Below are 26,481 nucleotides of genomic sequence, written 5' to 3'. Positions count from 1 at the left end.
TGCACAGTTTTAAGTACACGGGTGTAATTAATTACTAAAGTGGCCTCGCTCATAGCTGCTCGCACGTTAAAGTGGTGTGCATGGATGAAGCCACGGATAATAAGCGGCAACTCAGCCAGCTTGCTGCGCGCAACCAAAAGCTGGTGGAGCTATTACAGAAATCGCGCGCCGAGCTCGAGCAGTTATTTGCTGAGGTCAATGCGCTTGCAGAGCCCGCCTCTACATATGGGGTCTTTTTGGCCTACTCGCCGCACCAAAGCGAGGTAGGCACCACCGCGGAGGTCTATACCAACGGCCGCGTCATGCAGCTCAAGGTCTCTCCCAACGTGGAGCCGGGCAGCCTGCAGGTGGGCCAACAGGTCCGGCTGGGCGATGGCTTCGTGGTCGTCGAAGGCTGCGCTCCTACGAGGACTGGCGAGCTTGCCACCGTGGTCGAGCGCTTGGACCAGCGCCGCGCCGTCGTGGCTAATTCTGCGGGGGATAACCGCGTTGTTCTGCTCGCACAGGCGCTGCAAGAAAGCGTGCGCGCGGGCGAGGTAGTACTGCTGGATACAAAGGCTTCCGTGGCCGTGGAAAAGGTCGATCAAGCAGAGGTTTCCCAGCTTTCGCTGGAAGAGGTACCCGATGTGCGCTACGAGGACATCGGCGGTCTGGATGAGCAAATTTCGCAGATCCGCGATTCCGTCGAGCTACCCTTTGTCCACCCCGAGCTCTACCGCCAATATGGCCTGCAACCGCCCAAGGGCGTGTTGCTTTATGGCCCGCCCGGCTGCGGAAAGACGCTCATTGCCAAGGCGGTGGCAAACTCCTTGTCTACCCAGATGGGCGGAGACGGCTCCAGCTACTTCCTTAACGTCAAGGGCCCAGAGCTGCTGAATAAGTACGTCGGTGAGACCGAACGCCGCATTCGGTTGATTTTTGAGCGCGCACGCGAGCTCGCACAAGCCAGCGCGGATCGCCCCGTGGTCATCTTCTTTGATGAGATGGAATCTATCTTCCGCACCCGCGGATCAGGGGTCTCATCCGATATGGAAACCACCGTCGTGCCGCAGTTGCTCACGGAACTCGATGGAGTGGAGGGCCTGAGCAATGTGGTCATCATCGGCGCCACCAACCGGGAAGAGCTCATTGACCCCGCGATCATGCGCCCGGGCCGGCTGGATATGAAGGTGCGCATCAATCGCCCCACCAAGCGCGGCGCGCGCGAGATCTTCGCCCGCCACTTCGATCCGTCCATTCCGCATGTGGGTGATATTGACGAGCTCATTGGCGATGCCGTGGATGAGCTGTATAGCGATAGGCCGTTTGCACAGCTGCACTTTAGCAATGGGCAGCGCCAGGTCCTGCACTACCGGGATTTCGTCTCTGGCGCGATGATCGCCAATATCCTGGCCCGGGCAAAGAAGCTGGCCATCAAGGAGGCGTTATCGCACCACGGTGCGCAGCGCGCCGCGGAGGAAGGCGATGGGGGCGTTAAAGGGGGCATCGGCAAGCAGCACCTGCGCACCGCCATCGCCGCTGAGCAGGAAGAATCGGAATACATGCCAACCTCGACCAACCCCGAGGAATGGAGCAAGATCGTTTCCGCGGATCACGGCGGATCGCGTGTGACCAGTGTGGAACTTTTGAGTGGAAGGAGCTGTACGTGGCCCGTGTGCTAGGAACGGAAACGGAATACGGTATTTCTACTCCGGATTCGCCGGAGCATTCCCCAATCATTACCTCGACCCATGCGGTGGTGGCCTATGCTGCGCTGTATACGGGCGCGCGTTCGCGCTGGGATTTTGCGGAAGAGCACCCCTTGCGGGACTCGCGCGGTTTTGATCTCAAGCGCTACGATACGGTGCCCGTGGTAGACCCCAATGCGGTTGGTGTGGCCAATGTTGTCACCCCGAGCGGGGCGCGGTTCTATGTGGACCATGCCCACCCCGAGTATTCCGCTCCGGAGTGCACGAATGCGTGGGACGCGACGCTCTATGACGCCGCCGGCGATTTCACACTGCTGCAGGCCCGGGATGCCGTCGCGGAGCTAGCAGCACAGGGAAAGTCCGTCTTGGCGGACCGGCAGCCGTGCCCGCCGCTGCGGTTGTACAAGAATAACGTCGATGGCAAGGGCGCCAGCTACGGTTCGCATGAGAACTATCAGTATGCTCGCAGCACCGATTTTTCGGTCATGGCCCAGGCGCTGATTCCCTTCTTCGTGGCCCGGCAGGTCGTCATTGGTGCTGGGCGCATGGGGCGCGGGGAGTTTGGCGAGGAACCGGGGTTCCAGATTTCCCAGCGCGCGGATTATATTGAGCAGGAAATCTCCCTGGAAACCACCCTCAACCGCGGCATTATCAATACCCGCGACGAGCCCCATGCCATCCACGATGACTTCGGCCGCCTGCACGTCATCATCGGCGATGCGAATATGTCGCAGACCTCGACGCTGCTGAAATTGGGCATGACCTCGCTGGTGCTCGATGCCATTGAGGCCGGCACGGACTTTAGCGATCTGCGCCTTGCCGATGCCGTCGCGGAGGTCCCCCTGGTAAGCCGCGACCTCGAATTGCGCCACCGGCTCACGCTTGCCGATGGCCGCACGCTCACCGCCCTCGAGCTGCTCGCCGAATACCGTCGCCGCCTGCAGCCGGAGACTTCCGCCGACCACAAGGTGCTGGCGGCCTGGGACGAGGCAGTAGAGCTGCTTGCCGATGACCCCCTCAAGGCCGCCCACCTCCTAGATTGGGTGGCCAAGTACCGGTTGATCAAGAGCTACCTCGACCGCGGCATCGCCCCAGATGACCCCAAGCTGCGCCTCATCGACTTGCAATACGCGGAAATCGATCCCGAGAAATCGCTCCACCATGCGCTGGTGCGCAAGGGGCAGATGCGCCAGCTCTTTACCGCTGAAGACCTACACCACGCTGCGGCCGAGCCGCCCGCCGACACCCGAGCATATTTCCGCGGGCGCATAACGCAGAAATTCGGCGAAGACATCATCGCCGCCAGTTGGCAAAGCCTCACCCTGCGCCGTGGTGCTACGGACGGGCGCTCCCGCAATGGCGTCTGGGCCACCGTGGCCATGGATGATACCCGCGGCCTTACCCGCGCGGACTGCGAAGGCATTATCGAGGGCGCCAGCAGCGTAGAGGAGTTACTTGAAGGGCTTGCTGCCATCGGCATCCAGCCCGAGTATCGTAAGTAATGATCACCTAATATGACGAAAGGATGACACCGTGTCCACTTCGAATCGCCAGGTTTCTAGCAATAATGGGGGAAATGGCCCCGAGTCAGAGGAAGAATTTACCGCTACCCAGCTCAATATCAACACCTCCGGCACCGATGATCTCTTGGATGAGATCGATGGCCTGCTAGAAAATAACGCGGAAGAATTCGTCCGCTCGTACGTCCAAAAGGGCGGACAGTAGGCGTGGAATCCACCCGTCCCGTTTTTGCCCGGCGGATTATGGGCATCGAAACCGAGTATGGCTTGTCCACGGCAACACCCAAGGACCAGCGGGCATTAAGCCCGGATGAGGTTGCGCGCGTGCTCTTCCGGCCGATAGTGGAAAAGTACGCCTCGTCTAATATCTTTGCCACCAATGCCAGCCGCCTGTACCTCGACGTCGGCTCGCACCCTGAGGTAGCCACCGCCGAATGCGATAGCCTCAGCCAGCTCATCGCCCATGAATGCGCCGGTGACCGCGTGATGAACCGGCTGGCCCTGCAGGCAGAAGACGCTTTGGCCGAAGAAGGAAACGAGCGCGCGGTCTACCTTTTTAAGAACAACGTCGATTCCGCCGGGCACTCCTTTGGCTGCCACGAGAATTACCTCATTAGCCGGCACATGGTGCTCAAAGACCTGGGCGTGGCGCTCTTGCCGTTCTTGATTACCCGCCAACTTATCTGCGGGGCGGGAATGGTACAGCCTGCCAAGGGCGATCACCCCGCGCAATTCCTCTTATCCCAGCGCGCCGATCAGGTATGGGAGGGCGTATCGTCCGCGACCACCCGCTCCAGACCCATCATCAATACCCGCGATGAGCCGCATGGGGATTCAAAGCGCTTCCGCCGCATGCACATCATCGTGGGCGATTCCAATATGGCAGAGCCCACCATCGCACTAAAGGTCGGCTCCACCCTGCTCATGCTGGAGATGCTGGAGGCAGGCTTCGAGCTACCCGAGCTCGAGATCGCAGATCCAATCCACCACATTCGCTCCATTGCGCGCGATGTGACCGGCTCAACGCCGTTGCCGCTTGTTAGCGGGGGAACCATTACAGCCTTGGAGGTCCAGCAGCAGCTTTGCGCGCAGGCCCGCGATTGGCTTGCTCACCGCGAAGACGCCGGCACGCCCACGGCGGAATTGGAGCGCGTCGTTGACCTGTGGGAGCGCATCCTGCGCGCCATCGAGACCGGAGATTTTTCTGGCGTAAACCGCGAGATTGATTGGGTGATCAAGCTCGAGCTGCTCGAGCGCTACCGCTCCCGTTTGGGCGGTGACTGGGCGCATCCGAAGCTGACGCAGGTTGATATGACCTATCACGATATCCGGCCCGGGCGAGGCTTATACGATGTCCTGCTGCGCCGCGGGATGGTCGAGCGCTGGATCGATGATGAGTCCATCGAGCGTGCGGTATCTGCTGCGCCGCCGACCACGCGCGCGGCGCTGCGCGGAAAGTTCCTTGCTGCGGCCGAAGAATGCGGCGCGCACGTGACCGTGGATTGGACGCGGCTGAAGGTCAACCGCCCAGAACCGCGCACCGAGGAACTGCTCGATCCCTTCACGTCCACCGATCCGCGCGTTGAGGCATTGCTAGACTATATGCACGATAATCACGCCTAGGGCGTGCACATTGAGCACTGGGGAGAGTAGACAACGTGGTGGCATCACGATCCACGCCGAGCCGGCAGGATGCGGCGGTAGAAAGGCTCACCAACCTATCCTTTGCGCTGCAAGGAGTGGCGAATTCGGGTGGTTCACCGGACCGCTCTGCAGCCTGGATCCGCAGCCACGTCGCAGGCTATAGCGATAAATCCGACGAGGCTTTTACCAAGGCGCTGGCACGCGATATCGCCACCTTGCAACGCGCCGGAGTCCCCATCGTGCACACCGGTGGGGAAGACGGGGCCTCATACCGCCTCGACCAAAGCAATTATCAGCTCCCGCCGGTGGAATTTTCACCGGAAGAAGCGATGGTGCTTGGCATCGCAGGGGGAGTGGGAACCCCTGGTGGATTGAGCGATTTCTCCCTGTCCGGGTGGACCAAGATCGCCGCCTCGGGCGCTTCTCGCAACCTGGAGGGCGCGCCCGTCTATACCGCGGTCAATGACATCACCCGCCTTGCCCCCGAGGTCATCACCTTCGTCCTCGCCGCCGTGCGAAATAAAGTCCGCATTACCTTTGCCTACCGCCCCCACCCGGCAGCAGAGACAGTGCGCCGCACCATGGATCCCTGGGGAGTGGTCAACCACCAAAGCCGCATCTATATCGTTGGCTTCGATGTTGACCGCGCAGCCCCGCGCGTCTTCCGCGCCTTAAGGCTTTCCGATATCAAAAGGTCCCACCAGCCGGCTGAGCATATCGAGCCGACGGTGGACATCGACAAGCTCGTCAAAGAGGCGCTACAGCGTGGCGAAAAGGTGGACGCGACCCTGCATATCCCTAAAGGTCAAGCCCAAGAGCTAGAAAGCGCGGGGGAGCGCACCGCCGAAGGCACCGTAGTGCTGACCGGGGTCCAAAAAGATTGGTTGGTGCGCACCGCAGCGGGCTATGCCCCAGAAGTAAAAGTGCTCGATCCCCCTGAGGTGCGCACTGACATCATTAACCTTTTGCGCACAGCCGCCAACCACAACGGAGCTGAGTAAACCAATGGCCGATGGATCTCATAAACTGCAAGCGCTCGTCCGGTCGCTCAACCTCATCCCGTATTTTCAAAACCATCCGGATAAAACCCCGATGGAGGCGGCCGCGGATTTGGGGATGGACCCAGGAGAGCTCAAAGATGCCGTGGACCGGCTATTTTGCTCTGGGACCGGGCGCAATACCGAAGAGCTCATCGATCTCTCTTTCAGCTACCGCGATGGGGTCACCATCTACAACGACCAAGGGCTGGGACAAGCATTGCGGCTTACCCCAACCGAGGCCGGCGCACTCCTGCTTACCCTAGAATCCCTCGAGGCTATGCCCGGGCTGCTGGATGCCAGAGCGATTAAGTCGGCCGCGGAAAAATTGCGCTCCATTATGGATGAGCGCACGCTGAGCATTTATGACACATTATCGACGGTGGACCCGCAAGAATCCGATATCCAGGCAACCTTAAACCGCGGGCTCAATGAAAAACGGCGCATCCGGATGCGCTATTGGAGTGCTTCATCTAATAAGGAAACCGAGCGCCTAGTTGATCCGGCCCGGATCTTCATCGTGGATGCGGAGCCTTATCTCGCGGCGTGGGAGGAAGAAAAGCAGGGGCACAGGACCTTCCGCATCGACCGCATCAAGCATGCCGAATTGACCGAGGAAACCGCTCATCCGCGTCTCAAGGAGTTGGATTTCGACGCTGCGGCACCCTTTAATTTAGGTACGGCGGATTCCGTGGAATTAGCCATCCGCGAAGAATTCACCTGGTTGGCAGAATACTACGACATGCAACTAGGAAAACGCCTAGAAAACGGCACCATAGCTGCGACAATGCAGGTGGGATCGGTAGATTGGGTGGTTCGTTTCGCCCTCGGTCAGGCAGATAGGTTACGCGTTATAGCCCCGCAATCTATCGTGAATCTCATTGCGGAACGCGGGAATGCCGCGTTGAAGGGCTATACTTAATTTTCAGTTACTGCACGCACATGCGTCTTACACGTGCCCCGCGACTATTCCCCGCGAAGGGAGCGCCCGCGGCGGCTACCCGGCGCAGGCAAAGAAGAACCGAAAGAGGATCTTATGACCTTAGGACCATTGGAAATCGGCCTGATTGTTCTTGTCATCATCTTGCTATTTGGCGCGAAGAAATTGCCCGATCTTGCTCGTTCCATGGGCCGTTCGATGCGCATTTTCAAATCCGAGGTCAATGAAATGCAATCGGAGGACTCCAAGCGCTCTGAGGCGCAAGCTCAATTGAGCCAGAAGCGCCAGCAGTCCGATGAGGAGTTCTGGAACCGCCCGGATATGCAACCTGGCCACCAGCAGGGAAACTCTTCCTCTCAGAATTAACGCCTGCCAGCTAAAAAGGCGAACACGCTCTGCCTATGCACTCGTCGGCCGTGTCGGAGACCGGCCCTCAGAAATCGAGTGGGCAGGGTAGTGTTCGCTCTTGTGCGTTGAAAGAGCCAAATTGATGTCCTCACAGTCCCACCCTGCCGGCGAACCAGGAACCCGCGTGCGCCGCAAGCGGCGAGGTTTTTCACGCAAGCCCAAGAACCCTACGGGCGAGATGACCTTGGTGCAGCACCTGCAAGAGCTGCGGCGAAGGATCATCATCTCCTTGCTGGCCTTGGTCATCGGCGCGATCATCGGTTTCATTTGGTACCAGCAGGCGCCCTTCCGGATTCCGCCGCTGGGAGAAATCCTGCGCGAACCGTATTGCTCTTTGCCGGAAGATAAGCGGGCCAATTTCAATAACGACGGCGAGTGTCGGTTGCTTGCCACCAGCCCCTTCGAGATGCTGATTTTGCGCCTGAAGGTCGGCACCTTGGCAGGCACGGTGCTTTCATCCCCGGTCTGGCTCTACCAGGTGTGGGCATTCATCGTTCCTGGGCTGCATAAGAATGAGCGCCGCTATACCTTAAGCTTCGTCGCTGTGGCCGTCTTCCTGTTCTTGGTGGGCGCTATCTTGGCCTACTTCATCTTGTCCGTGGGCCTAGAATTCCTTATCGGCATCGGCTCCGAGTACCAAACTGCAGCTTTAACTGGTGAGCGATACTTCTATTACATATTGGCGCTTTTGCTCATCTTCGGCATCAGCTTCGAGATTCCGCTGTTGGTCGTCTCGCTCAACCTCATTGGCGTCTTGGAATATAACCATGTCAAGGGCAAGCGCCGCATCATCATCGTCGCCGTGATGATCTTTGCGGCCTTTGTAACTCCCGGGCAAGAACCCTTCTCGATGGTGGTCTTGTCCGCCTGCCTCTTATTGCTCATTGAGATTGCATTCCAGTTCTGCCGCGTTCACGATAAACGCCAGAACCGGCAGCGCCCTGCATGGATGGATCTCGATGATGAATCCGCGTCCGCGCTTGATGAGGGCCCCACGGGCGTAGGCGGGCCCGCGCCTGTCGATGCCCCCTCGGGAGTGTATGCCTCGCCAAAGCCCGCGGCACCCAGCGCGTCAGCGCAGACTGTCCGCGCGGATAAGCGGGCATCGGATAGCACTTCGCAGCAGGCTGGGGATCGCAAGGGGCCGCAACGGCCTACCGATGAAGGCGGCTTTTTCGACGATGTGCTTTAAGCACGGGTAGCCTTGTGAAATATGACTGAAACTCACCTGGATACCTTTGCCGCCGGCCTCCCATACCCCTTGGATGAGTTCCAGGTGCAGGGGTGTGAGGCGGTAGAAAATGGCCAAGGGGTGCTCGTTTGCGCCCCAACTGGTGCAGGTAAAACCGTCGTTGGCGAGTTCGCCGTTTCTTTGGCACTAAGCCGCGGCACGAAGTGCTTTTATACCACCCCGATTAAGGCGCTGAGCAACCAGAAATACCACGACCTCGTCGCTGAGCACGGTGAGGATGCCGTCGGCCTGCTTACTGGCGATGTCTCCATTAACGCCGATGCCGAAATCGTGGTGATGACCACCGAGGTGCTGCGCAATATGATCTACGCGGATTCTCCCGCGCTGGATAGGCTTACTCACGTGGTCATGGATGAAATCCACTTCCTTGCGGATGCCTCCCGCGGCGCGGTCTGGGAAGAAGTCATCTTGAACTTGGCGGACCACGTATCCATCATTGGGCTGTCTGCCACCGTGTCCAATTCCGAGGAATTCGGTGAATGGCTCGCCACGGTCCGTGGCGATACCTCTGTCATTGTGACCGAACACCGTCCAGTCCCGCTCGATCAATGGATGATGTTGGGCCGCAAGATTTATCCGCTCTTTGAGCCGGAATCCGGCGGCCAGGTCAATTCTGAGTTAGAGCGCCGCATTCAGCGCTTGGAGGCAGGCGATAGCGATGATGGGCGCGCGGACTATAAATCTGGCAAGGGTTTTCGCGCGAGGGCGCGCTACAAAGGCGGCGGGCGCAGCGAATTCCACGGGAAGGCAGGCGGGCGTTCCGGTTCTTCCCGCCCGCAAGATCGCTACCGCCCCTTAGGGTGCCCGGAGGTGCTCAAGGTGCTGCAATCGCAAGATATGCTGCCCGCGATTACCTTTATTTTTTCCCGCGCCGGTTGCGATGGCGCCCTCTATCAGTGCCTGCGCAGCAGGATGGTGTTGACGACGCAAGAGGAAGCAGAAGAGATCAAGGCCATCGTCGATGCCGGCGTCGAAGGCATCCCAGAGGAGGACTTGCAGGTCTTGGATTTCCGTCGGTGGCGCGAGGCGCTTTCGCGCGGTTTTGCCGCCCACCACGCAGGGATGCTCCCGGCGTTTCGCCACATCGTAGAAGATCTCTTCGTCCGCGGTTTGGTGCGCGCCGTATTCGCTACCGAAACCCTTGCCCTGGGCATTAATATGCCCGCCCGCACGGTGGTGCTTGAGAAGTTGATTAAGTTCAATGGCGAAGCACACGTGGATCTCACGCCGGGCCAATACACGCAGCTAACCGGGCGTGCCGGCCGGCGCGGAATCGATACCCTGGGAAACGCGGTCGTGCAGTGGGCTCCTGCTATGGATCCGCGTTTTGTCGCCGGTTTGGCATCGACGCGCACGTATCCGCTCATTTCCACGTTTGCGCCGGGCTATAACATGGCCATTAACCTGCTGGGCATGCTCGGTTTTGAAGACTCGCTGCGGCTGCTAGAAAAGTCTTTTGCACAGTTCCAAGCCGATGGCTCCGTGGTGGAAGAAACTCGTGAACTTGAACGGGCGGAGCATCGCGTGCGCGAGTTGCGGGAGCAGCTTGACGATGCCGTCGCTGCCCTCGCACCACCAGCCAAGGACGGCGAGGATCCCGCCGAGGTGCTCATGGATTATATCCGGCTGCGCCGCGAGCTGACGGCGGAAGAAAAACAATCCAAGGTTGATAAGGAACACCAACGCACCCAGGAAGTGGTCGCGGTGCTTGCCCGCCTGCAATTAGGTGATGTCATCGCGATTGCCGGAAAGAAGCGGCCCACCCTTGCCGCGGTGGTCACCCCGGCTAATCAGACTGAGGATCCACGCCCGTGGGTGACCACGGAATCTGGGTGGTCTGGGCGCATCGATGCCACCGGGATTAGCAATCCACCGATTCAGCTGGGCCGTATAAAGATCCCGAAGCCGGTGCGGAAGAATCCGCGGCGCAATACCAAGTACATCCAGGATATCTTCTACCGCGAAAAGTTTGACCGCCCGAAGCGGATGAAGTCGAAGCCACGTTTGCGACCAAATAAGCGGGTAGGTGAGTTGCGCGATGCCATTCGCGAGCACCCTGCGCACGAGTGGCCCGCCACCGATAGGGAGCAACTGGCTGGCGTGGCGCAGAAGTTGGCACGGCGCGAGCGCGACCTCGAAAAGCTGCAGGCCAAGGTGAATAAGGCGACCGATACGCTGGGCCGCACCTTTGAACGCATCGTGGATCTGCTCGCGGAGATGGACTATGTCGAGTTCTCTGGTGCGGGCAGCGATCGCACGCCGGTCATCACTGAGGAAGGTGAGCGCCTAGCCAAGATTCATAGCGAATCCGATCTGCTTGTTGCCCAATGCCTGAAGCGCGGCATTTGGGATGAGCTGGATCCAGCGGAATTGGCCGGCGTTGCTTCCCTGTGCTGCTTTGAAAACAGGAAGGCCACTGGGGGCCAGCCGGAGGCGGCAACGGACCGCATGGCCGATGCCATGAATGCGACCTGGCGTATCTATACCGAGCTCAGCGCAGATGAACGCCGCCACCGGCTGCCGCCAACGCGCGAACCCGAAGCCGGCTTTGCACTAGCCATTCACCAGTGGGCGGCGGGTGCGCCCTTGGGCTATTGCATGGCGGCGGCCAATGAGGCGGGCGCGGAGCTTACCCCCGGTGATTTCGTGCGGTGGTGCCGCCAAGTTGTGGACCTTCTGCAGCAAATCGCCAAGACTGGCTACGATGGCCAGATTCAGCGCAACGCGCGCCGCGCAATCGACGCTATTCAGCGCGGGGTCGTCGCGATCGGGGCCTAAGCTAGCGCGTCCTACTGGCTAGTAGACTGTGGGGCATGACTACTCAGGCTTTTTCTCCCGAAGTGTATTCGCGCCGGCTCGCGGCCGCGCAAGAAGCGGCCGCCCAGCAGGGCATTGACCTTTTGCTGATTGGCACCGGCCCCGATTTCGCCTACCTGACGGGTTCGTGGGTATCGTCCCATGAGCGCCTGACGGTGCTGGCCGTTCCCCAAAGCGGCACGCCGTGGATCGTCTCGCCGAATACGGATATCACGGATATTAAATCGGCGCCCGTCGGCAAGCTCGACGTTGAGCTGCGCGGGTGGAATGACGGCGATAATCCCTACGAGCTCGCTCTCAAGGGCGCTGCGTCGATCACGAAGGTCGCGCTGGGCCAATCCCTAACGGCGGATCATATCCTGCAGTTCCAGGGGCTCGTATCTGATGCGGACTACGTCCTTGCCACCTACGCGCTCGCGGAGCTGTTTACCCGCAAGGATGAGGCGGAAATCGCGGAGCTGCGCAAGGCCGGCCAGGCCATCGACGCCGTGCATGCGCAGGTTCCCGAGCTCCTGCAGCCCGGCCGCACCGAGGCCGAGGTGGCCCATGAACTGGAAAAGCTCATCCTCCAAGAGCATTCCATCATTGACTTCGTCATCGTGGGTTCCGGCCCGAATGGCGCCAATCCGCACCACAGCTTCTCCGACCGGAAGCTGGCGGCGGGCGAGCCCGTTGTCGTGGATCTCGGCGGCACCTTGCCCTCCGGCTACCACTCCGATTGCACCCGCACCTACGTCGTAGGCGGCGATCTCAGCCAGGCGCCGCAGGACTTCCAGGACGCCTATGCCGTGCTTTACGATGCCCAGGCAGCCGCCCGCGCCGCCGCCAAGCCCGGCAGCACGGCCGAAGAAATCGACGGTGTTGCGAGGAAGGCTATTGCCGATGCCGGCTGGGGCGATAAATTCGTCCACCGCACCGGCCACGGTATTGGTCTCTCGACCCACGAGGAGCCCTTCATCATGGAGGGCAATGACCTGACGCTGGAAGAGGGCATGGCCTTTTCCATCGAGCCGGGCATATACCTGGAGGGCCAGTGGGGCATGCGCCTCGAGGACATCGTGGTGCTGACCAAGGATGGCTACGAGTCCCTCAACGTCGTTGAACGCGAAGTGCGCTAAGTGGCTGGCGTACTGATCTTGGGCGGGCGCAGCGATATCGGCGGCGAAATCGCCCAGCGCGTGGCCCGTGGCAACTACATCGTCCTCGCCGCGCGCGGGACGCATGGGCTTGAGGAGATTACCTCCCAGCTAAAGGCCGCTGGTGCGCGCAGCGTCCACCAGCTGTCCTTTGACGCGGAGGACTTTTCCCAGCACCGCCAAATCTTTGCCGAGGCCAAGGAACGCGTCGGCGCCATTGAACTTACCGTGGTCGCCTTTGGCATCCTGGGGGATCAAGATAGGGCGGACACCGATCCTGCCCACGCGGCACAGATCGCCACCATTGACTACACCGCCCAGGTCTCCGTGCTCACGGTGGCGGCGCAATCGATGCCGCGCGGCCATATCGTGGCCTTTTCCTCCATCGCTGGGTGGCGGGCCCGCCGCGCCAATTATGTCTACGGTTCCACCAAGGCTGGCCTGGATGCTTTTTGCCAGGGCCTCGCGGACAGGTTGCACGGCAGCGGGCTCGGGCTGATTACCGCGCGGCCCGGGTTCGTCATTGGATCCATGACCCAAGGAATGAAACCGGCCCCACTATCGGTGCGGCCAGGCGATGTCGCCGATGCCGTCGTCGCCTGCATAGATACCGATGACCGCCGCGGTCAGGCGCGCAGCCACACCCTGTGGATCCCAAAGGCGCTGCAAGCATTGGCATGGGTTATGCGGTTGGTGCCCCGACCCGTGTGGCGGCACATGCCGCGTTAGTCGGCCTCGCCGTCCCGCAACAGGGGCGAGTTGATGTCGAAGATGAAACCGCGCGGGGCGAGCACGCGGAGGACGACCTCGGCATCGCCCTCCGCGATGTCGTGAAAGACTAAGCCACCCCACGGGGTGACGGTGATGGCCACCTCGAGCTGGCCGATAAGCTGCGCGAACTGTGCCGGGATGGCGCCTTGGTGGACGCCCGCGCCAAGGTCGACCACGCCATCTGCCTGGTGCTCGTCCAGCCAGCCAATCGGCCCTGGTTCCGCGTTAAGCTCCGAGCCACTTGCCCCAGTGCCCTTCGTCTCGGTGCTTTGCGCACCGAGGCGTTGGAGGTGGGCTGCGGCATCGGCAAGCGAGAGGCCTGCGGTAGGGCTGTTGGTGGCGGGGGACTGGATGATATCCAAGGTGGCATCGTCAAGCAGCCGCATGCTGACCTGCGTGGCAGAAGCCGGGAGATCGTCGTCGGTAGTGGTAATCGCGAGCGACTCCAAGCCGGGCTGTTCGGTATACAGGTGCGTGGCCAGCTCGCGCGCGGCCTGCTTCGCCGCGGCAGAAAGGGGAGAGGCCAGCACGGGAATGTGGAAGCTCTGCAACTCTAATTTATCCAGCTCCGCCGCAAGCTGGGCCTTGTCTGTAACTCCCCGCAACTCGATGGCGGAATTGGGGCGAATGTAGACGCTGCCATCGGCCCAGTGCGCCGCGCAATAACCCAAATGGATCCAATCATTGGGGCTGGTAAATCCGCCCACAACGTGCAGGCGCAGGCAAGTGCCGGACTCGGGGTGCTGGAAAAATTCGGGGTAATGCATAGCTTGCCAGTGTAGCCTGAGTGTTGCCAGCATATCGTCAGCAATGCTCGTTAAACTGGAAGCTATGCCGATTTTATATCTCGTCCTCTATATGCTGGCGGAAACCTTAGCGTTCTGGGCCGTCGCCGAGTGGATTGGCGTCTTTTGGGCGCTCATTGCCCTGTTCATCACGATGTTCTTTGGCATGTCCATCGCCGGCATTGAGGTGCGCCGGCTGATGGGTAAACAGGTAGAGCAGGCCGGTGACGGGACCTACTACGTGCGCGATGACAACGTAGGAAAAACCGCCGGCAACGTGGGCTTGACCTTGGCCGGTGGCATGTTGCTGTCCCTGCCTGGGTTCTTGACCAGTTTTCTGGGGATTCTGCTCATCTTCGCCCCAACGCGGTCGCTGTTTCGAAAGTTTATGGCCGTATCCATCTACCGCAAGGTGGAGAGGATGGGTGTGCGCATTTACGAGGCATCGCCCATGGCGCAACAGCACGATAGCTATGGCAACTTTGGTTCCTTTGGGCAAGCAGCGGGGCAATCCTTTGGTCAGTCCTCTGGTCAGAGCGACTCCCACGAGGTAATCGATGAGGAAGAGCTGCGCAACTGGTCCGAGAACCTGGATCCTGATGACTTCGGTCCCCGCGGAGGCGACGATAACTCACAGGGTGGAAAATAAGTGGCGGTATTTTTCGCCCGCCTCGTCATAGCGGGCATGTCTGGTGCGCTGACCTTTACCGCCGTTGAGCCGCGCGGCTGGTGGTGGGGCGCGATTATTGGCATCGCCCTGTTATATGTGTGCCTGATGCCGTGGCGTGGGCGACAGGTGCGCGGATCCGTAGGCGCGCTTTTGGCGGTGACGCACGGGTTGGTCTTGTACCTGCTGAGCCTGCCCTGGATTGGCGAGTTGGTAGGGACCGTGCCCTATGCAGCACTTTCTATCTGGCTTTCGGTCTATGCCATCTTTTTAGGCATCTTCGGGGCCGCTGTGGCTCGGTGGCGATACGGATTTTTGGTCTTTCCCTTCGTATACCTCGCCGTTGAGGTCCTGCGTTCCTCGGTTCCCTTTGGCGGTTTTCCTTGGGTCAAGCTGGCGTGGGGGCAAATTGAAGGCCCCCTAGCCAACCTCGCCCCGTGGGGTGGGACCTCGCTGATCACGGCGGCAACGGCATTGTGCGCCTGCGGCCTGGCCGGCTTGTTGCTGCGCGGCGGGCGGGTGAAAGTGGCCGCTGGCGCCGCGCTCATCCTCCCGCTCATTGCGGGACTCGCGGCTGGGCGCGGCATCGATCCCGCAGATACCAAGGTTGGCGAGACCAAGGTGGCCGCCATTCAAGGCAACGTGCCGCGCAGCGGTTTAGATTTCGCCGGGCAACGGCGGGCGGTGCTGAATAACCACGTCCAGGAAACGGAGAAGCTAGCCCGCCGCGAAGACGATATAGATCTGGTGATCTGGCCGGAAAATTCTTCCGATATCGATCCTTTCCGCGACGGCGAGGCGGCCCAAGCCATTAGCGGGGCCGTCGATGCCATTGACGCTCCAGTGCTAGTCGGTACCGCCACCCGCGATGAGGTGGGCGCGCGCAATACCATGCAAGTCTTTACCCCTGGCCATGGTGTGGGCGATCACCACCATAAGAAGTATCTGCAGCCGTTTGGTGAGACAATGCCCATGCGGGATTTCTTTGCGCATTTCTCGGACTACGTCGACCTCGCCGGGGATTTCAAGGCAGGGGACGGGCCCGGTGTGGTCTCCATGAATTCCGTCGCGGTAGGTGTGGCGACCTGCTACGAGGTCTCCTTCGATAACGCCTTCCACGAGTCAGTCAAAAACGGTGCGAAGATTCTGACGACGCCAACCAATAACGCAACGTTCGGCTTTTCCGATATGACGTACCAGCAGCTGGCCATGAGCAGGCTGCGCGCTCTTGAAACCGACCGCGCCGTCGTGGTTGCAGCCACCTCCGGGGTCTCCGCACTCGTGCACCCAGACGGCAGCGTAAGCCAATCCACGGAGCTCTTTGAGCCCGCGGCACTGGTAGAAAGCCTGCCGCTGAAATCCGGTGAAACGTTTTCGGTGCGCTACGGTTCGCTCATGCAGTGGCTGATGGTTATTATTGGTACCGTCTGCGCACTCATTGCCGTGCGTACCAACCGATTGGGTCGTACACCTCGCGGTGTCGGCGCTAAAGAAAAGTAGGAGCATTAATTACTGTGAGCACTCTTGATTCTGCGACGCTGGTTATCATCCCAACGTATAACGAGATTGAAAACCTTCCCTTGATTACCGGCCGCGTCCGCGAGGCGCTGCCAGAGGTTCACATCCTCGTTGTGGATGATAATTCCCCCGACGGCACCGGCGAGAAGGCCGACGCTTTCGCAGCAGAAGATGACCACATTCACGTGCTGCACCGCGAGGGCAAGGGCGGCCTTTTGGGCGCTTATATCGCTGGCTTTGAATGGGGTCTGGAGCGCGACTACCAGGTCCTTTGTGAAATGGATGCTGATGGCTCACACGCCCCAGAACAGCTGCACTTGCTGCTGGAGGAGATTGACAAGGGCGCGGACCTCGTCATCGGCTCCCGCTACGTGCCAGGCGGCGAGACCGTCAACTGGCCGGCATCCCGCGAGTACCTGTCCCGCTTGGGCAACCTCTACATCTCTTTCGCGCTCGGCACCGACCTGTCCGATATGACCGCAGGCTACCGCGCCTTCCGCCGCGAGCTCTTGGAAGACATCGACTTTGATGAGCTGTCCAAGGCCGGCTACATCTTCCAGGTGGACTTGGCCTTCCGCGCGGTCAAGGCTGGATACGATATCCGCGAGGTGCCCATCACCTTCACCGAGCGCGAGTACGGCGAATCCAAGCTGGATGGCTCCTTTGTCAAGGACTCCCTCTTCGAGGTAACCAAGTGGGGAGTGGCCCACCGTGCGGAGCAGGTGAAGGATTTCGCCGGCGAGGTGTCCAAGCTGGCGGACCACGAGGTCAAATACGGCTCCGTTCACAATGCCGGCCAGAAGGCCCGCAACGGTGTAGGTTGGGCCACCAATTTTGCCAATGAGCTGGGCTACTTGGTCAAGCACCAGGTGGGCCAGCTGACCAAGAAGAAATAATCTAGGCAGCATTTAAGCCCGTACCCCGTGCCAAAATGGCAGTCAGGGTACGGGCTTAAATTAATTCCGCTTGAGCCTTTAAGACTTCTTCTGCTGTTCCTGCTCCTTGAGGAGGCGAGCAGCGGTCCGACGGCGGGAGCGCAGGTGGTTAATGCGCTCTTCCAAAAGCTCATCGAGCTCCTCGATGGAGCGACGCTCCCGCAGCATATCCCAGTGGGTACGCGGTGGCTTGATGGGCTTAGCTTCCACGCCTTCACCCTCTACGAGGTGGCCCAGTTTGCCATTCTTGCACATCCATTCTTCAGGGATTTCTGCCTCATGTGCAAAGGGCACCTCATAAATCTCACCATCGTCCGTGCGGTATTTCACCATCTGGCGCGGTGCGAGGTCGTGGTCGCGGTCAGTTTCGTAGCTGACTGCACCCATACGGCTGCCACGGAGTACGCGATCTGCCATGCAACATCATCCTTTTCAAAGAGATCCCTGATTGACGGCGATAGTTTCGCCTAAGAGCTATTTATTATAACGAACACCCACGCAGTATTGTTCCCAGCCCGCCGTTTAATGGACTAAAGTGTATCGAGTGATCCGTACAGCTAGTCGTGAAAGCAATGTCGGTTCCTGCCAATGGTGTGGAAAGGATATTGACCAAGGCGGTAGGGGACGACCACGTAAGTTTTGCAGCGCCTCGTGCAAACAGCGTGCTTATGAACAAAGAAACAATGTCAGTGGCACGGATATTCCTGCCGATGCAGTAATCTTAAGCCCAGATAAAGTGCAAGGTTTGCGCGACGGCCTTTTTGAATTGCGGTGTTCCGCAGAAGACATTCATACCGCCGCAGAAGAAGGCGCGAGCGCGGAAGAGCTTTCCAGTCTGTGTGAGGAGCTTATTTCGCTGGCTCGGCGTTTAGAAGGACTTCGATAGTAGATGAAAAATCTTTTTTATAACCGGAAACTCGTCGTTTCCATCTTCGTGGTTTTAATCCTCGTGCTTACCGCCGTAGCGATCGGCCCGATTGTGTACTCGCTTTTCAAAAGCGGCGGCGTCAAGACGGAGCCCGTGACTGCCGATGGCGCCAAGGCAGCCTCAACGCCGCTCGACGGTTCCTGGTCCGTGGCCAAGGGGCGCGCCGATAACCACACCTCGGTGGGCTTTACCTTCGACGAGGTTCTACCGGCGGAAAGGACGTCCACCTCCGGATCGACCACGGAGGTCACCGGCCAGGCGGAGATTTCCGATTCCACGCTGGAATCCGCCACCATCACGGTGAATATGGATGCGCTGACCACGGACAAGAAGGTCCGCGACCAAAACATGAAGTCCAAGCTCTTTAAGACCTCAGACTTCCCAGAGTCTTCTTTCACACTTACCAAGCCCGCCTCGCTTGCCGATGTCCCCGAAGACGGCACCATCGGCTCCGTTAAGCTCACCGGTGACCTCACGATCAAGGACAAGACGCAGGAAATCACCCATGAGTTCGATGTCCTGCGCGACGGCGACGATATAGTCATTGGCGGCGATGTGCCGATCAACCGCCTGGACTACAACGTGGAGACGCCAGACATGCTGGCAGCCAAGGTCGCCGAGGACGGCGAGATCAACCTGCGCATCTCCTTGAATAAGGACTAAGAATTAGGACTACATCGTGAATTCTCGACGCTTAATTTCCGTACTGTGGTTCCGCCTCGTAGTCGTCATAGCTTTCTCGGTTTTCGTCGCGGTCCAACAGATGTGGATTGTCACTGCGGTTGCAGCATTGCTGGCGGTATTAACCATCTGGCAGCTATGGAGTGCCTATAAAAACCAATAGAGGACCAAGGCTTCACCCCTTTGATTAACGTCACTGTGACTAAATGTCAGGGTATAAGTGCCTTAACGCAGCGGCAGGAAAGTCCCGCGATCGGCGCCCGTACACACAATCGGGCGGTTGGACCGTCGGGAGGTTCGCCGGACACCCTAGGCAAGCCCAAGCGGATTCGAAAGGCCGGCTCGCCTCAGGCGCTCAAAGGCGACTCGGCCAAGTCTGGGCCAGCTTAATCACGGAACCTGCAAGCCTTAGCACACCGCATCCAAAACAAAGAGGGTGGTCAAAGCTCCGGACCGAACCGCGAACACGGCAGTCAGGATCGCGCACAATCCAAACACGCTCAGGCCGCCCGCTGCTTAACCTGCAGATCTCCACAATTGTCCGATAATGTACATTATGTCATTTTAGATCCGTGAAAGTCCCTCCCATCGTGCCGAGGCCTGTCAGTCAAGAATGTTCAAGCCACTCACAGCGCAGTATGTTCCAAATTGACAAATAGTGCCCTCCAAAAGCCCTAAACTGGCCCTCTATTTGTCAAAACGCATCAAAGCATCCACATCCCGCATCAAATCCCACCCACAGCACCACATACACCAAACGTGCACCGCCGAAAGCCAACACATATGCTGGAGCTCATGACTATTCAACGCGTTGTTAAAAAGCCTTCCCGCGCCGCCCTGTTCCTGGTCTTGGACATTGCGGAAGGCGGCGAGCAAGCCACTCGGGACATGCTCTCCGCATTTGGCGATACCTTCAAGTCCGTCAATTTCCGCCACAATGAGGGCGAGCTTTATACGGTCGTCGGCATCGGCGCGTCTATGTGGCCGCGCCTTACCAGCGCTCCCCGCCCGGACAAGCTCAAGGAGTTCGAGCCGCTGGAGGGTACGTACAAGGCTCCCTCTACGCCCGGCGATATCCTGCTGCATTTCCGCGCGAATACGTATGACCTTTGCCACGAGATGGCGCGCCAGGTCCTGCGCCAGCTGGGCGATGCCGCCACCGTGGTCGATGAGACCCAAGGCTTCAAGTACCTGGACCAGCGCGATCTCCTGGGCTTTGTGGATGGCACCGCCAATCCCCTCCCCGAGGAAGCTTTAGAGACGGTGCTGCTTGCCGATGACGCCGATTATCCCCGCGGCTCCTACGTCACCGTGCAAAAGTACACCCATGACCTAGATAAGTGGAGCGGCATCAGCACCGAAGAGCAAGAACGCGTTATCGGGCGCACCAAGGCCGATGACGTGGAGCTCGATGAGGATGCGCAGCCCTCCAATTCCCACGTGGCCCTCAATGACCTTGAGGAGGATATCTACCGCGAGAACATGGTCTTCGGTTCCTTTGCCGCAGGTGAGATGGGCACGTACTTCATCGGATATGCGAAGGACCCAGAAGATATCAACGAACGTTTGCACAATATGTTTATCGGCGATCCTGAGGGAAATTACGACCGGATCCTGGACTTCTCCACGGCCCTGACCGGTACGAACTTTTTCGTCCCGAGCGTTGACCTGCTAGACGAATTCGACGAGCTTCCGCACTAAAAAGCAATAAAAATCCTAACGGCGCCCGCCGCGATTGCGGTGGGTTAGGCCAAATTGGACGGAATCGATCATCCCGAGCGTCATGAGCGCCTCGCGAAGTGCGAATTGGAAGGTCCATAACCTGCGGAAAACCGGATCAAAGCCGGCAGCGGCGGCCTCGCGAAGGTGCCCATCAAAAAAGGATCGCTGCTGGCGCAGGGACTCAATATAGTGGCTGCCCACGTGCGTCTCGGACACGATGCGCAGGTGAGAGTTCTTATCCACGAGCCGGTGCACATCCATAGTCAGCGGGTAGTCGAGGCCTGGCCAAATATAGGCCCGCATGGCCTGCAACGATGCTCGGGCAGCATCCGACATGGATTCGGTGGCCACGATGGTTTGAAAAGCCGCCCGCCCGTTTGCGGTAAGGAAGCGATCGAGGACTCGGATATAGGCCTTGCGCTCGCGCGGGCTCAATTGCTCGAATTTTTCCACGCTGATAATCGCGTCGTAGTGCCCGCGCCACTGCTTGGGGCTCGGAACGGAATCCGGAATCCGCTCTACGTGGATAGAATCTTCCGTTCCGGCAAAGACAAGCGCCTCGCGCATCTGGGTGATTTGTTCGACATCGCTGGTCAGGACGTCGACTGTGGCGCGGCGTTTGGTAGCGCGTATCGCGGCCTGCATCCCGGCAGCGGGATAGACCAGAAGGTGGGTACCGGCGCCGGTGCGGGTGGCATCGAGGAGCCAATCTGTCGCCCTGCGCTGCGCCTCACCCAAGTCATCCCGGTCCACGTTGGTGGGCTCGCTGACCGTGGTGACATCGACAAAGTGGCTCTTCGGCTCCCTGCCGCCGGCCTTTGGGCTAAAGCTTTCGACCGTTTCCCGGATCGTCGTCGGCACGCCGCTGGAGAAAATCCCGCCGACGTGGCTGAGGCCATCGCCGGCATAGAGGCGCACCAGATCGAGCGGCAGCTCCCCTGGCTCGGAATCGCGGACGCTTACTCCCTGCGGCTTGGGGAGGTATCCCACCTGCAGGAGCTTGCCCAAAACCTTTACCAATTGGGCGGAGGATTCGACGGTCCACTCGCCTGCCATGTAGCTTTCGGCAAAGCCCAACCATCCGGTAGCGGCGATCCGCTCGAAGAGCGCATCGTGGCCCACCTTTAAATCGGGGCCGCCCGCTGCATCGAGTTCCAGTTCCAAGCCGGCATTATCGCAGGCCTTGGCAAATTCCGCCTCGGCCCGGCGGGATTTTAGCGTCGCCCAGCGCTGCGATGGCACGGTCGCGATATTGGGCCATGCCTCCGCGTCGATGGAGCGTAAATGCTCGGGGGTGGAAAAACTCATGGTTTGGGGAGCGCTCCTGGGTGCAAGGGGTCACGGTGTGGGCTTATTTTAGCCAGTTTCTGAGCGGTTTCGGTCAAGACGCTCCGCAGGAAAGTAAACCCGAAACGCATGTAAATGGGTATCAAGTATGCACGTTATATGACGAGCGTTTACACTATACGGGTACTTAAATTAAGCTTTCTCGTGGAAGGTCGCATTAATTCCATGACTGATACCCCTTATCGTCCAAACGGAAGCCGTCACCACGTTGTCGTGGTTGGCGGTGGATTCGGCGGTCTTAACACTGTGAAGAAGTTGAAGAACGCCGATGTTGAGATCACCCTCATCGATAAGAAAAACCACCACCTGTTCCAGCCGATGCTCTACCAGGTGGCAACCGGCATGATTTCCGCAGGTGAGGTTGCTCCCTCGACCCGACAGCTGCTGCGCAACCAGGATAATGTGGACTTTGTCAACGGCAACGTGACCGACATTAACCTGGAGGACCAGACGGTTACGGCCGAGCTCGATGACTTTTCGCGCACCTACTCCTATGACTCCCTCGTCGTCGCCGCTGGTTCCAGCCAGTCGTACTTTGGCAATGACCACTTTGCGGAGTTTGCCCCAGGCATGAAGACCCTGGATGATGCCTTGGAGCTGCGTTCCCGCATCATTTCGGCCTTCGAAAAGGCTGAGCTTACCGATGACCCCGCAGAGCGCGAGCGCCTCCTCACCTTCATCATCGTTGGCGCCGGCCCGACCGGTGTGGAGCTCACCGGCCAGATCGCGGAGTTGGCTAACCGCACGCTAAGCGATGTCTATTCCACCTACGGCACCTCCGCCGCCAAGATTTACCTGCTTGACGGCGCGCCACAGGTACTCCCGCCGTTTGGCAAGCGCCTCGGACGCCGTGCCCAGCGCACCCTGGAGAAGGAAGGCGTCAACGTTCGCCTGAACGCCATGGTCACCGATGTCAACGAAGACTCCGTGACCTACAAGAACATGAAGACCGATGAAGAGGTCACCCTCGAGGGCGCGACCAAGATCTGGTCCGCCGGTGTTGCCGCTTCCCCGCTGGGCAAGATGGTCGCTGACCAGGCCGGCGTCGAGGCTGACCGCGCCGGCCGCGTCTCCGTCAACGATGACATGACGGTTGGTGACTTCAACAACGTCTACATCATCGGTGACATGATGTCTCTGAACCGCCTGCCGGGCTTGGCGCAGGTGGCCATCCAGGGCGGCGAGCACGTCGCCAAGCTCATCGAGACCAAGGTGGACGAGGAATCCACCGCCGATGAAAAGGAACCTTTCGAGTACTTCGACAAGGGCTCCATGGCCATCGTGACCCGCTTCAATGCCGTCGTGAAGCTGGGCAAGACCGAGTTCTCCGGCTTCCCAGGCTGGTTGGCTTGGTTGGCCCTGCACCTGACCTACGTCATTGGCCTGCGCAGCCGCTTGGCCGTATTGGTCAACTGGGCAGCTAATATCCTCTCCCGCAACCGCGGCAACCTGGAGATTACTACCCAGCAGCGCATCGCCCGCAACCTCATCGACGAGGCAGAAGAAGAAAAGAACTAAGTTCTCCTTGGCACGAGCCGCCGTCCTACTCCCGACCTAGGGGCTGTGGGCGGCGGCTTTTGTGGTTTTCGTTCCTATTTTCCCATTTTTGTTAGGCTTGGGCATTACAACATGGGGTGCCACGCACCGTGGCTGAGAAAAACCCATCGAACCTGCACTTAGTTAGAACTAGCGAAGGGATTGTTGTGGACTTATCATTTCTGCGTGCCCACGATGCGGTGCGCGAAACCGCTCCACTTATTCAGTGCTTGACCAATAAGGTCGTCAGCAATATTTCTGCCAATGCGCTTTTGGCCATCGGCGCCAGCCCAGCAATGGTAGATACTCCAGATGAGTCGCAAGATTTTGCGAAGATCGCCAGCGGCGTGCTCATCAATTGCGGAACCCCGAATTCCGAGCAATACGCCGGCATGCGCGAGGCCATCGCCGGTGCGACCGCGGCCGGAAACCCGTGGGTCCTTGACCCCGTCGGTGCGGGTGGGCTGGAAAAGCGCACCGAATTTATGCATGAAGTCTTGCCGCAGCGCCCGACGGCGATTCGCGGCAACGCCTCCGAGATCATCGCCTTGGCAGGAACCGGAGCCGGCGGGCGCGGCGTGGAGTCCACCGATGGCGTGGAGGCGGCGCTGGAACCAGCGCTCAAACTTTCCCGCGAAACCGGGGCCGTTATTGGCTTATCTGGCCCCACGGATCTCATCGTTCAGGCAGGCGAAAGGCCGCGTGCGGTAAGCCTCGAGTCTGGGCACCCGATGCTGCAAAACGTCATCGGCACTGGGTGTTCGCTTGGCGCTATCTGCGCGGCTTACCTAGCAGCGTGGGAGGATCCATTCGCGGCTATCGTCGCCGCGCATGCGCATGTAGGGGCCGCGGGCAGCGTTGCCGCTGAGACATCCACGGCACCTGGCTCCTTTGCGGTTGCCTGGCTCGATGCGCTGCATGAGCTCACCACTGACGCCATCGAAGAGCGCATCTCTGCCTCCGAGGTCGCGGACGTTGCGGGGCTAGCATGAGCATCGATTGGACGCTGTATCTCATCACCGATCCTAAGCTCGCCGGCGGGCGGGACAAGGTCATACCCATCGTGCAAGAGGCGGTGCGTGGTGGGGCTACCGTCGTGCAATTGCGCGATAAGGAGGCCAGTGACGAGGAAGTCGAGGCTACCGCCCGCGAGCTCATGAAGGTCTTGGGCGACGTACCGCTCTTTATCAATGACCGCGTCGAGGTAGCGGCCAAGGTGGGCTGCCACCTGCACATTGGCCAAGACGATATGGACTTTTCCCAGGCCCGCGCGCTGCTCGGCCCTGATAAGTTCATCGGGCTTTCGGTGGGCACGCGGGAAGAGCTGGACGCCATTGCCCCGCAGGAGGCCCCCGATGTCATTGGCATCGGCCCAGTTCACTCGACGGCGACCAAGAAGAATGCACCCGCGGGAATCGGCGCCGAGGCCGCTAGGCACCTTGCCACCGCGGCGCGCGAACGCGGCATCGAGTCCGTTGCCATCGGTGGCATCAAAGCACACAATGCCCACGAACTATCAGGAAGCGATTTCGCAGGGATCTGCGTGGTCAGCGACATCATGGCTGCCGATGACCCGGCAGCTGCCGCACACAATCTAAAGGAGGCCTACCGTGGCTAAAGGAACCTATCCCCGAATTCTCTCGATTGCTGGAACCGACCCTACGGGCGGAGCCGGCATCCAGGCTGATTTGAAGTCCATCGCCGCCGCGGGCGGATATGGAATGAACGTGGTCACCGCGCTGGTGGCCCAAAACACCCAGGGTGTGCGCAGCGTCCACGTCCCGCCGCTGGACTTCCTCCAGGAGCAGCTGGACTCCGTCCGCGAGGACGTAGACATCGACGCCATCAAAATCGGCATGCTTGCCGATGCCCCCATCACCGACCTCGTATCCACCTTCCTCGACCAGATCGACCCGTCCGTCCCCGTGGTCTTGGACCCGGTCATGGTGGCCACCAGTGGCGACCGCCTCTTGGAGCCTGAGGCGGAAAAGGCGGTGCGCGAGCTGTGTTCCCGCGCTGATGTCATCACACCCAACCTCAAGGAGCTGGCTGTACTCACGCAGACGGAGGAAGCCACGGACCTGGACCGTGCCATCGAGGTGGCTAAGGCATGGGCCGCGGAGGCGGATACGGCGGTCATCGTCAAGGGTGGGCACCTTGATTCGGCGATTGCCGATAACGCCGTGGTCACCCCCGATGGCAAGGTGCACCGCGTGGAATCGGCCCGAGTGCAGACCAAGAATACCCACGGCACTGGCTGCTCCCTCTCCTCTGCCCTCGCAACGCGGCTCGGTGCCGGCGATGATGCCGCAACCGCCCTCGAATGGTCCACGGACTGGCTGCACGAGGCGATTGCCAATGCGGATGCGCTGGCCGTCGGCAAGGGCAGCGGCCCGGTGGACCACCTGCACCGCTCGCAGCGCTTGATGCGGGCTGCATCCTCGGTACCGCTTCCTCACCTGGCTGGGCCTTTGGACGAGGTAGAAAATCCAGACCAGCCGCGCGTCGCGCCCGCAGGCCCGTACACGCAGCGCCTGTGGAATATCGCGGCAGAGCACTGGGAGCAGGTAAAGGCACTCCCCTTTATTCAGAAGCTGGGTTCCGGTGCACTTGCCAACGATGCTTTCAGCTTCTACCTCGATCAGGATTCGCAATACTTGGCGTCCTACTCGAAGGCCCTGGCCCGCCTGGCCAGCCAAGCGCCAGATACCGCACAGCAATTGCACTGGGCGCAAGGCGCCTATGAATGCCTCGCGGAAGAGGCTGAACTGCACCGCGGGTGGTTGAAGGATTCGGCCACCACGGCCCCATCGCGGGTGACCAGCGCCTACACGGATTTCCTCATCCGCAGCACGCACACGGATGATTATGCCGTCGGCATCGCGGCCGTACTTCCCTGCTACTGGCTGTATGCAGAGGTGGGCTTGCACCTGGCGGAATTCGATTCGCCCGATCACCCCTACCATGCCTGGTTGGAGGTCTACGGCGGCGAAGATTTCCTCGCCGGGGTACGCGAGAGCATCAAGATTGTGGAGGAAACCTTGGAGAAGGCGGATGAGGCCACTCGGACCCGCGCCGAGCGCGCCTTTATCAGCGCCAGCATCCACGAGGTCGATTTCTTCGACCAAGCGGATCGGCGCTTTTAAGGC

Annotated in this window: 24 protein-coding genes and 1 riboswitch; of the genes, 21 read left to right on the top strand and 3 right to left on the bottom strand. The window is 59.9% G+C overall.

Going from position 1 to position 26,481, the window contains the following annotated elements:
- Nucleotides 1–80 precede the first annotated feature (80 nt).
- The 11 genes from arc (at nt 81) to EL217_RS05930 (ending at nt 13,171) form a co-directional block, all read left to right on the top strand.
- Nucleotides 81–1,661, top strand: a complete 1,581-nt coding sequence (gene arc, locus EL217_RS05980; RefSeq protein ID WP_023017496.1) for a proteasome ATPase — start codon at nt 81–83, stop codon at nt 1,659–1,661.
- Complete coding sequence (gene dop / locus EL217_RS05975) at nt 1,646–3,190, top strand: depupylase/deamidase Dop (protein ID WP_126319043.1); 1,545 nt, start codon at nt 1,646–1,648, stop codon at nt 3,188–3,190. Before arc ends, dop begins: the two co-directional genes overlap by 16 nt.
- Before the next feature lie 31 nt (nt 3,191–3,221).
- Complete coding sequence (locus EL217_RS05970; RefSeq protein ID WP_005279201.1) at nt 3,222–3,413, top strand: ubiquitin-like protein Pup; 192 nt, start codon at nt 3,222–3,224, stop codon at nt 3,411–3,413.
- A gap of 38 nt (nt 3,414–3,451) precedes the next feature.
- A complete protein-coding gene (pafA, locus tag EL217_RS05965) occupies nt 3,452–4,831 on the top strand; it encodes a Pup--protein ligase (RefSeq protein WP_126320040.1) in 1,380 nt (459 codons plus the stop codon).
- A gap of 35 nt (nt 4,832–4,866) precedes the next feature.
- Complete coding sequence (locus EL217_RS05960) at nt 4,867–5,853, top strand: helix-turn-helix transcriptional regulator (protein WP_126319041.1); 987 nt, start codon at nt 4,867–4,869, stop codon at nt 5,851–5,853.
- Between the two features lie 4 nt (nt 5,854–5,857).
- Nucleotides 5,858–6,811 (top strand): helix-turn-helix transcriptional regulator, encoded by a 954-nt coding sequence (locus tag EL217_RS05955; RefSeq protein WP_005279208.1) that lies wholly within the window; start codon nt 5,858–5,860, stop codon nt 6,809–6,811.
- Nucleotides 6,812–6,925: 114 nt separating this feature from the next.
- Complete coding sequence (gene tatA / locus EL217_RS05950) at nt 6,926–7,195, top strand: Sec-independent protein translocase subunit TatA (RefSeq protein WP_005279210.1); 270 nt, start codon at nt 6,926–6,928, stop codon at nt 7,193–7,195.
- Between the two features lie 124 nt (nt 7,196–7,319).
- Nucleotides 7,320–8,429, top strand: coding sequence for a twin-arginine translocase subunit TatC (gene tatC, locus EL217_RS05945; RefSeq protein WP_232018209.1), 1,110 nt, complete (start codon nt 7,320–7,322; stop codon nt 8,427–8,429).
- A gap of 21 nt (nt 8,430–8,450) precedes the next feature.
- Nucleotides 8,451–11,267, top strand: a complete 2,817-nt coding sequence (locus tag EL217_RS05940; protein WP_126319039.1) for a DEAD/DEAH box helicase — start codon at nt 8,451–8,453, stop codon at nt 11,265–11,267.
- A 35-nt stretch (nt 11,268–11,302) separates the two neighbouring features.
- Nucleotides 11,303–12,424 (top strand): M24 family metallopeptidase, encoded by a 1,122-nt coding sequence (locus EL217_RS05935; RefSeq protein ID WP_126319037.1) that lies wholly within the window; start codon nt 11,303–11,305, stop codon nt 12,422–12,424.
- On the top strand, nt 12,425–13,171 hold the full coding sequence (locus EL217_RS05930; protein ID WP_126319035.1) for an SDR family oxidoreductase: 747 nt from the start codon (nt 12,425–12,427) through the stop codon (nt 13,169–13,171).
- Here EL217_RS05930 and EL217_RS05925 read toward each other — a convergent pair.
- Nucleotides 13,168–13,980 (bottom strand): precorrin-3B synthase, encoded by an 813-nt coding sequence (locus EL217_RS05925; protein ID WP_232018201.1) that lies wholly within the window; start codon nt 13,978–13,980, stop codon nt 13,168–13,170. The genes EL217_RS05930 and EL217_RS05925 overlap by 4 nt on opposite strands.
- Before the next feature lie 64 nt (nt 13,981–14,044).
- Between EL217_RS05925 and EL217_RS05920 the strand changes: the two genes are divergently transcribed.
- The 3 genes from EL217_RS05920 to EL217_RS05910 are packed head-to-tail and all read left to right on the top strand — an operon-like array spanning nt 14,045 to nt 17,079.
- Complete coding sequence (locus EL217_RS05920; RefSeq protein ID WP_023028810.1) at nt 14,045–14,647, top strand: FxsA family protein; 603 nt, start codon at nt 14,045–14,047, stop codon at nt 14,645–14,647.
- A 36-nt stretch (nt 14,648–14,683) separates the two neighbouring features.
- Complete coding sequence (gene lnt / locus EL217_RS05915; protein WP_302521098.1) at nt 14,684–16,165, top strand: apolipoprotein N-acyltransferase; 1,482 nt, start codon at nt 14,684–14,686, stop codon at nt 16,163–16,165.
- Between the two features lie 14 nt (nt 16,166–16,179).
- On the top strand, nt 16,180–17,079 hold the full coding sequence (locus tag EL217_RS05910; protein WP_023017507.1) for a polyprenol monophosphomannose synthase: 900 nt from the start codon (nt 16,180–16,182) through the stop codon (nt 17,077–17,079).
- Between the two features lie 78 nt (nt 17,080–17,157).
- Here the strand turns inward: EL217_RS05910 and EL217_RS05905 are convergent, their stop codons facing one another.
- Entirely contained in the window at nt 17,158–17,535 is a 378-nt protein-coding gene (locus tag EL217_RS05905; protein ID WP_005279221.1) for an RNA polymerase-binding protein RbpA, read from the bottom strand.
- Nucleotides 17,536–17,662: 127 nt separating this feature from the next.
- Here EL217_RS05905 and EL217_RS05900 point away from each other — a divergent pair, with 127 nt between their 5' ends.
- From EL217_RS05900 to EL217_RS05890, 3 genes are all read left to right on the top strand, one after another.
- On the top strand, nt 17,663–18,004 hold the full coding sequence (locus tag EL217_RS05900) for a hypothetical protein (protein WP_081443662.1): 342 nt from the start codon (nt 17,663–17,665) through the stop codon (nt 18,002–18,004).
- A gap of 3 nt (nt 18,005–18,007) precedes the next feature.
- Nucleotides 18,008–18,709 carry a YceI family protein gene (locus EL217_RS05895; RefSeq protein WP_023028807.1) on the top strand — a complete coding sequence of 234 codons (702 nt, stop codon included), beginning with the start codon at nt 18,008–18,010 and terminating at the stop codon, nt 18,707–18,709.
- Nucleotides 18,710–19,522: 813 nt separating this feature from the next.
- On the top strand, nt 19,523–20,428 hold the full coding sequence (locus tag EL217_RS05890; protein WP_126319029.1) for a Dyp-type peroxidase: 906 nt from the start codon (nt 19,523–19,525) through the stop codon (nt 20,426–20,428).
- A 15-nt stretch (nt 20,429–20,443) separates the two neighbouring features.
- Here the strand turns inward: EL217_RS05890 and EL217_RS05885 are convergent, their stop codons facing one another.
- Nucleotides 20,444–21,757, bottom strand: a complete 1,314-nt coding sequence (locus tag EL217_RS05885) for a class I SAM-dependent methyltransferase (RefSeq protein WP_126319027.1) — start codon at nt 21,755–21,757, stop codon at nt 20,444–20,446.
- Between the two features lie 204 nt (nt 21,758–21,961).
- Between EL217_RS05885 and EL217_RS05880 the strand changes: the two genes are divergently transcribed.
- The 4 genes from EL217_RS05880 to EL217_RS05865 all read left to right on the top strand — a co-directional run bounded on the left by EL217_RS05880 (nt 21,962) and on the right by EL217_RS05865 (nt 26,478).
- On the top strand, nt 21,962–23,314 hold the full coding sequence (locus EL217_RS05880) for an NAD(P)/FAD-dependent oxidoreductase (protein WP_023030756.1): 1,353 nt from the start codon (nt 21,962–21,964) through the stop codon (nt 23,312–23,314).
- A gap of 102 nt (nt 23,315–23,416) precedes the next feature.
- Nucleotides 23,417–23,512: riboswitch (TPP riboswitch) on the top strand.
- A complete protein-coding gene (gene thiM / locus EL217_RS05875; RefSeq protein ID WP_126319025.1) occupies nt 23,500–24,324 on the top strand; it encodes a hydroxyethylthiazole kinase in 825 nt (274 codons plus the stop codon). (Overlaps the previous riboswitch by 13 nt.)
- The gene (gene thiE / locus EL217_RS05870; protein WP_126319023.1) at nt 24,321–24,950 is read left to right on the top strand and encodes a thiamine phosphate synthase; all 630 of its coding nucleotides are present in this window, start codon (nt 24,321–24,323) and stop codon (nt 24,948–24,950) included. The genes thiM and thiE overlap by 4 nt, the downstream gene beginning before the upstream one ends.
- Entirely contained in the window at nt 24,943–26,478 is a 1,536-nt protein-coding gene (locus EL217_RS05865; RefSeq protein WP_126319022.1) for a bifunctional hydroxymethylpyrimidine kinase/phosphomethylpyrimidine kinase, read from the top strand. Before thiE ends, EL217_RS05865 begins: the two co-directional genes overlap by 8 nt.
- The last annotated feature ends 3 nt before the right edge of the window (nt 26,479–26,481 follow it).

The sequence above is a fragment of the Corynebacterium segmentosum genome (assembly GCF_900637825.1).
GTDB classification, from domain to species: Bacteria; Actinomycetota; Actinomycetes; order Mycobacteriales; family Mycobacteriaceae; genus Corynebacterium; species Corynebacterium accolens.
Note: the sequence above shows the minus strand (reverse complement) of the source record. Positions and strands in the feature narration are given on the sequence as shown.

Coding starts and splice junctions, on each gene's coding strand:
- EL217_RS05905 (WP_005279221.1), bottom strand. CDS start 17,535: ATGGCAGATCGCGTACTCCGTGGCAGCCGTATGGGTGCAGTCAGCTAC.
- arc (WP_023017496.1), top strand. CDS start 81: ATGGATGAAGCCACGGATAATAAGCGGCAACTCAGCCAGCTTGCTGCG.
- EL217_RS05920 (WP_023028810.1), top strand. CDS start 14,045: ATGCCGATTTTATATCTCGTCCTCTATATGCTGGCGGAAACCTTAGCG.
- tatA (WP_005279210.1), top strand. CDS start 6,926: ATGACCTTAGGACCATTGGAAATCGGCCTGATTGTTCTTGTCATCATC.
- EL217_RS05895 (WP_023028807.1), top strand. CDS start 18,008: ATGAAAAATCTTTTTTATAACCGGAAACTCGTCGTTTCCATCTTCGTG.
- EL217_RS05935 (WP_126319037.1), top strand. CDS start 11,303: ATGACTACTCAGGCTTTTTCTCCCGAAGTGTATTCGCGCCGGCTCGCG.
- EL217_RS05940 (WP_126319039.1), top strand. CDS start 8,451: ATGACTGAAACTCACCTGGATACCTTTGCCGCCGGCCTCCCATACCCC.
- EL217_RS05880 (WP_023030756.1), top strand. CDS start 21,962: ATGACTGATACCCCTTATCGTCCAAACGGAAGCCGTCACCACGTTGTC.
- EL217_RS05955 (WP_005279208.1), top strand. CDS start 5,858: ATGGCCGATGGATCTCATAAACTGCAAGCGCTCGTCCGGTCGCTCAAC.
- tatC (WP_232018209.1), top strand. CDS start 7,320: ATGTCCTCACAGTCCCACCCTGCCGGCGAACCAGGAACCCGCGTGCGC.
- pafA (WP_126320040.1), top strand. CDS start 3,452: ATGGGCATCGAAACCGAGTATGGCTTGTCCACGGCAACACCCAAGGAC.
- lnt (WP_302521098.1), top strand. CDS start 14,684: ATGTCTGGTGCGCTGACCTTTACCGCCGTTGAGCCGCGCGGCTGGTGG.
- EL217_RS05885 (WP_126319027.1), bottom strand. CDS start 21,757: ATGAGTTTTTCCACCCCCGAGCATTTACGCTCCATCGACGCGGAGGCA.
- thiE (WP_126319023.1), top strand. CDS start 24,321: ATGAGCATCGATTGGACGCTGTATCTCATCACCGATCCTAAGCTCGCC.
- EL217_RS05890 (WP_126319029.1), top strand. CDS start 19,523: ATGACTATTCAACGCGTTGTTAAAAAGCCTTCCCGCGCCGCCCTGTTC.
- EL217_RS05925 (WP_232018201.1), bottom strand. CDS start 13,980: ATGCATTACCCCGAATTTTTCCAGCACCCCGAGTCCGGCACTTGCCTG.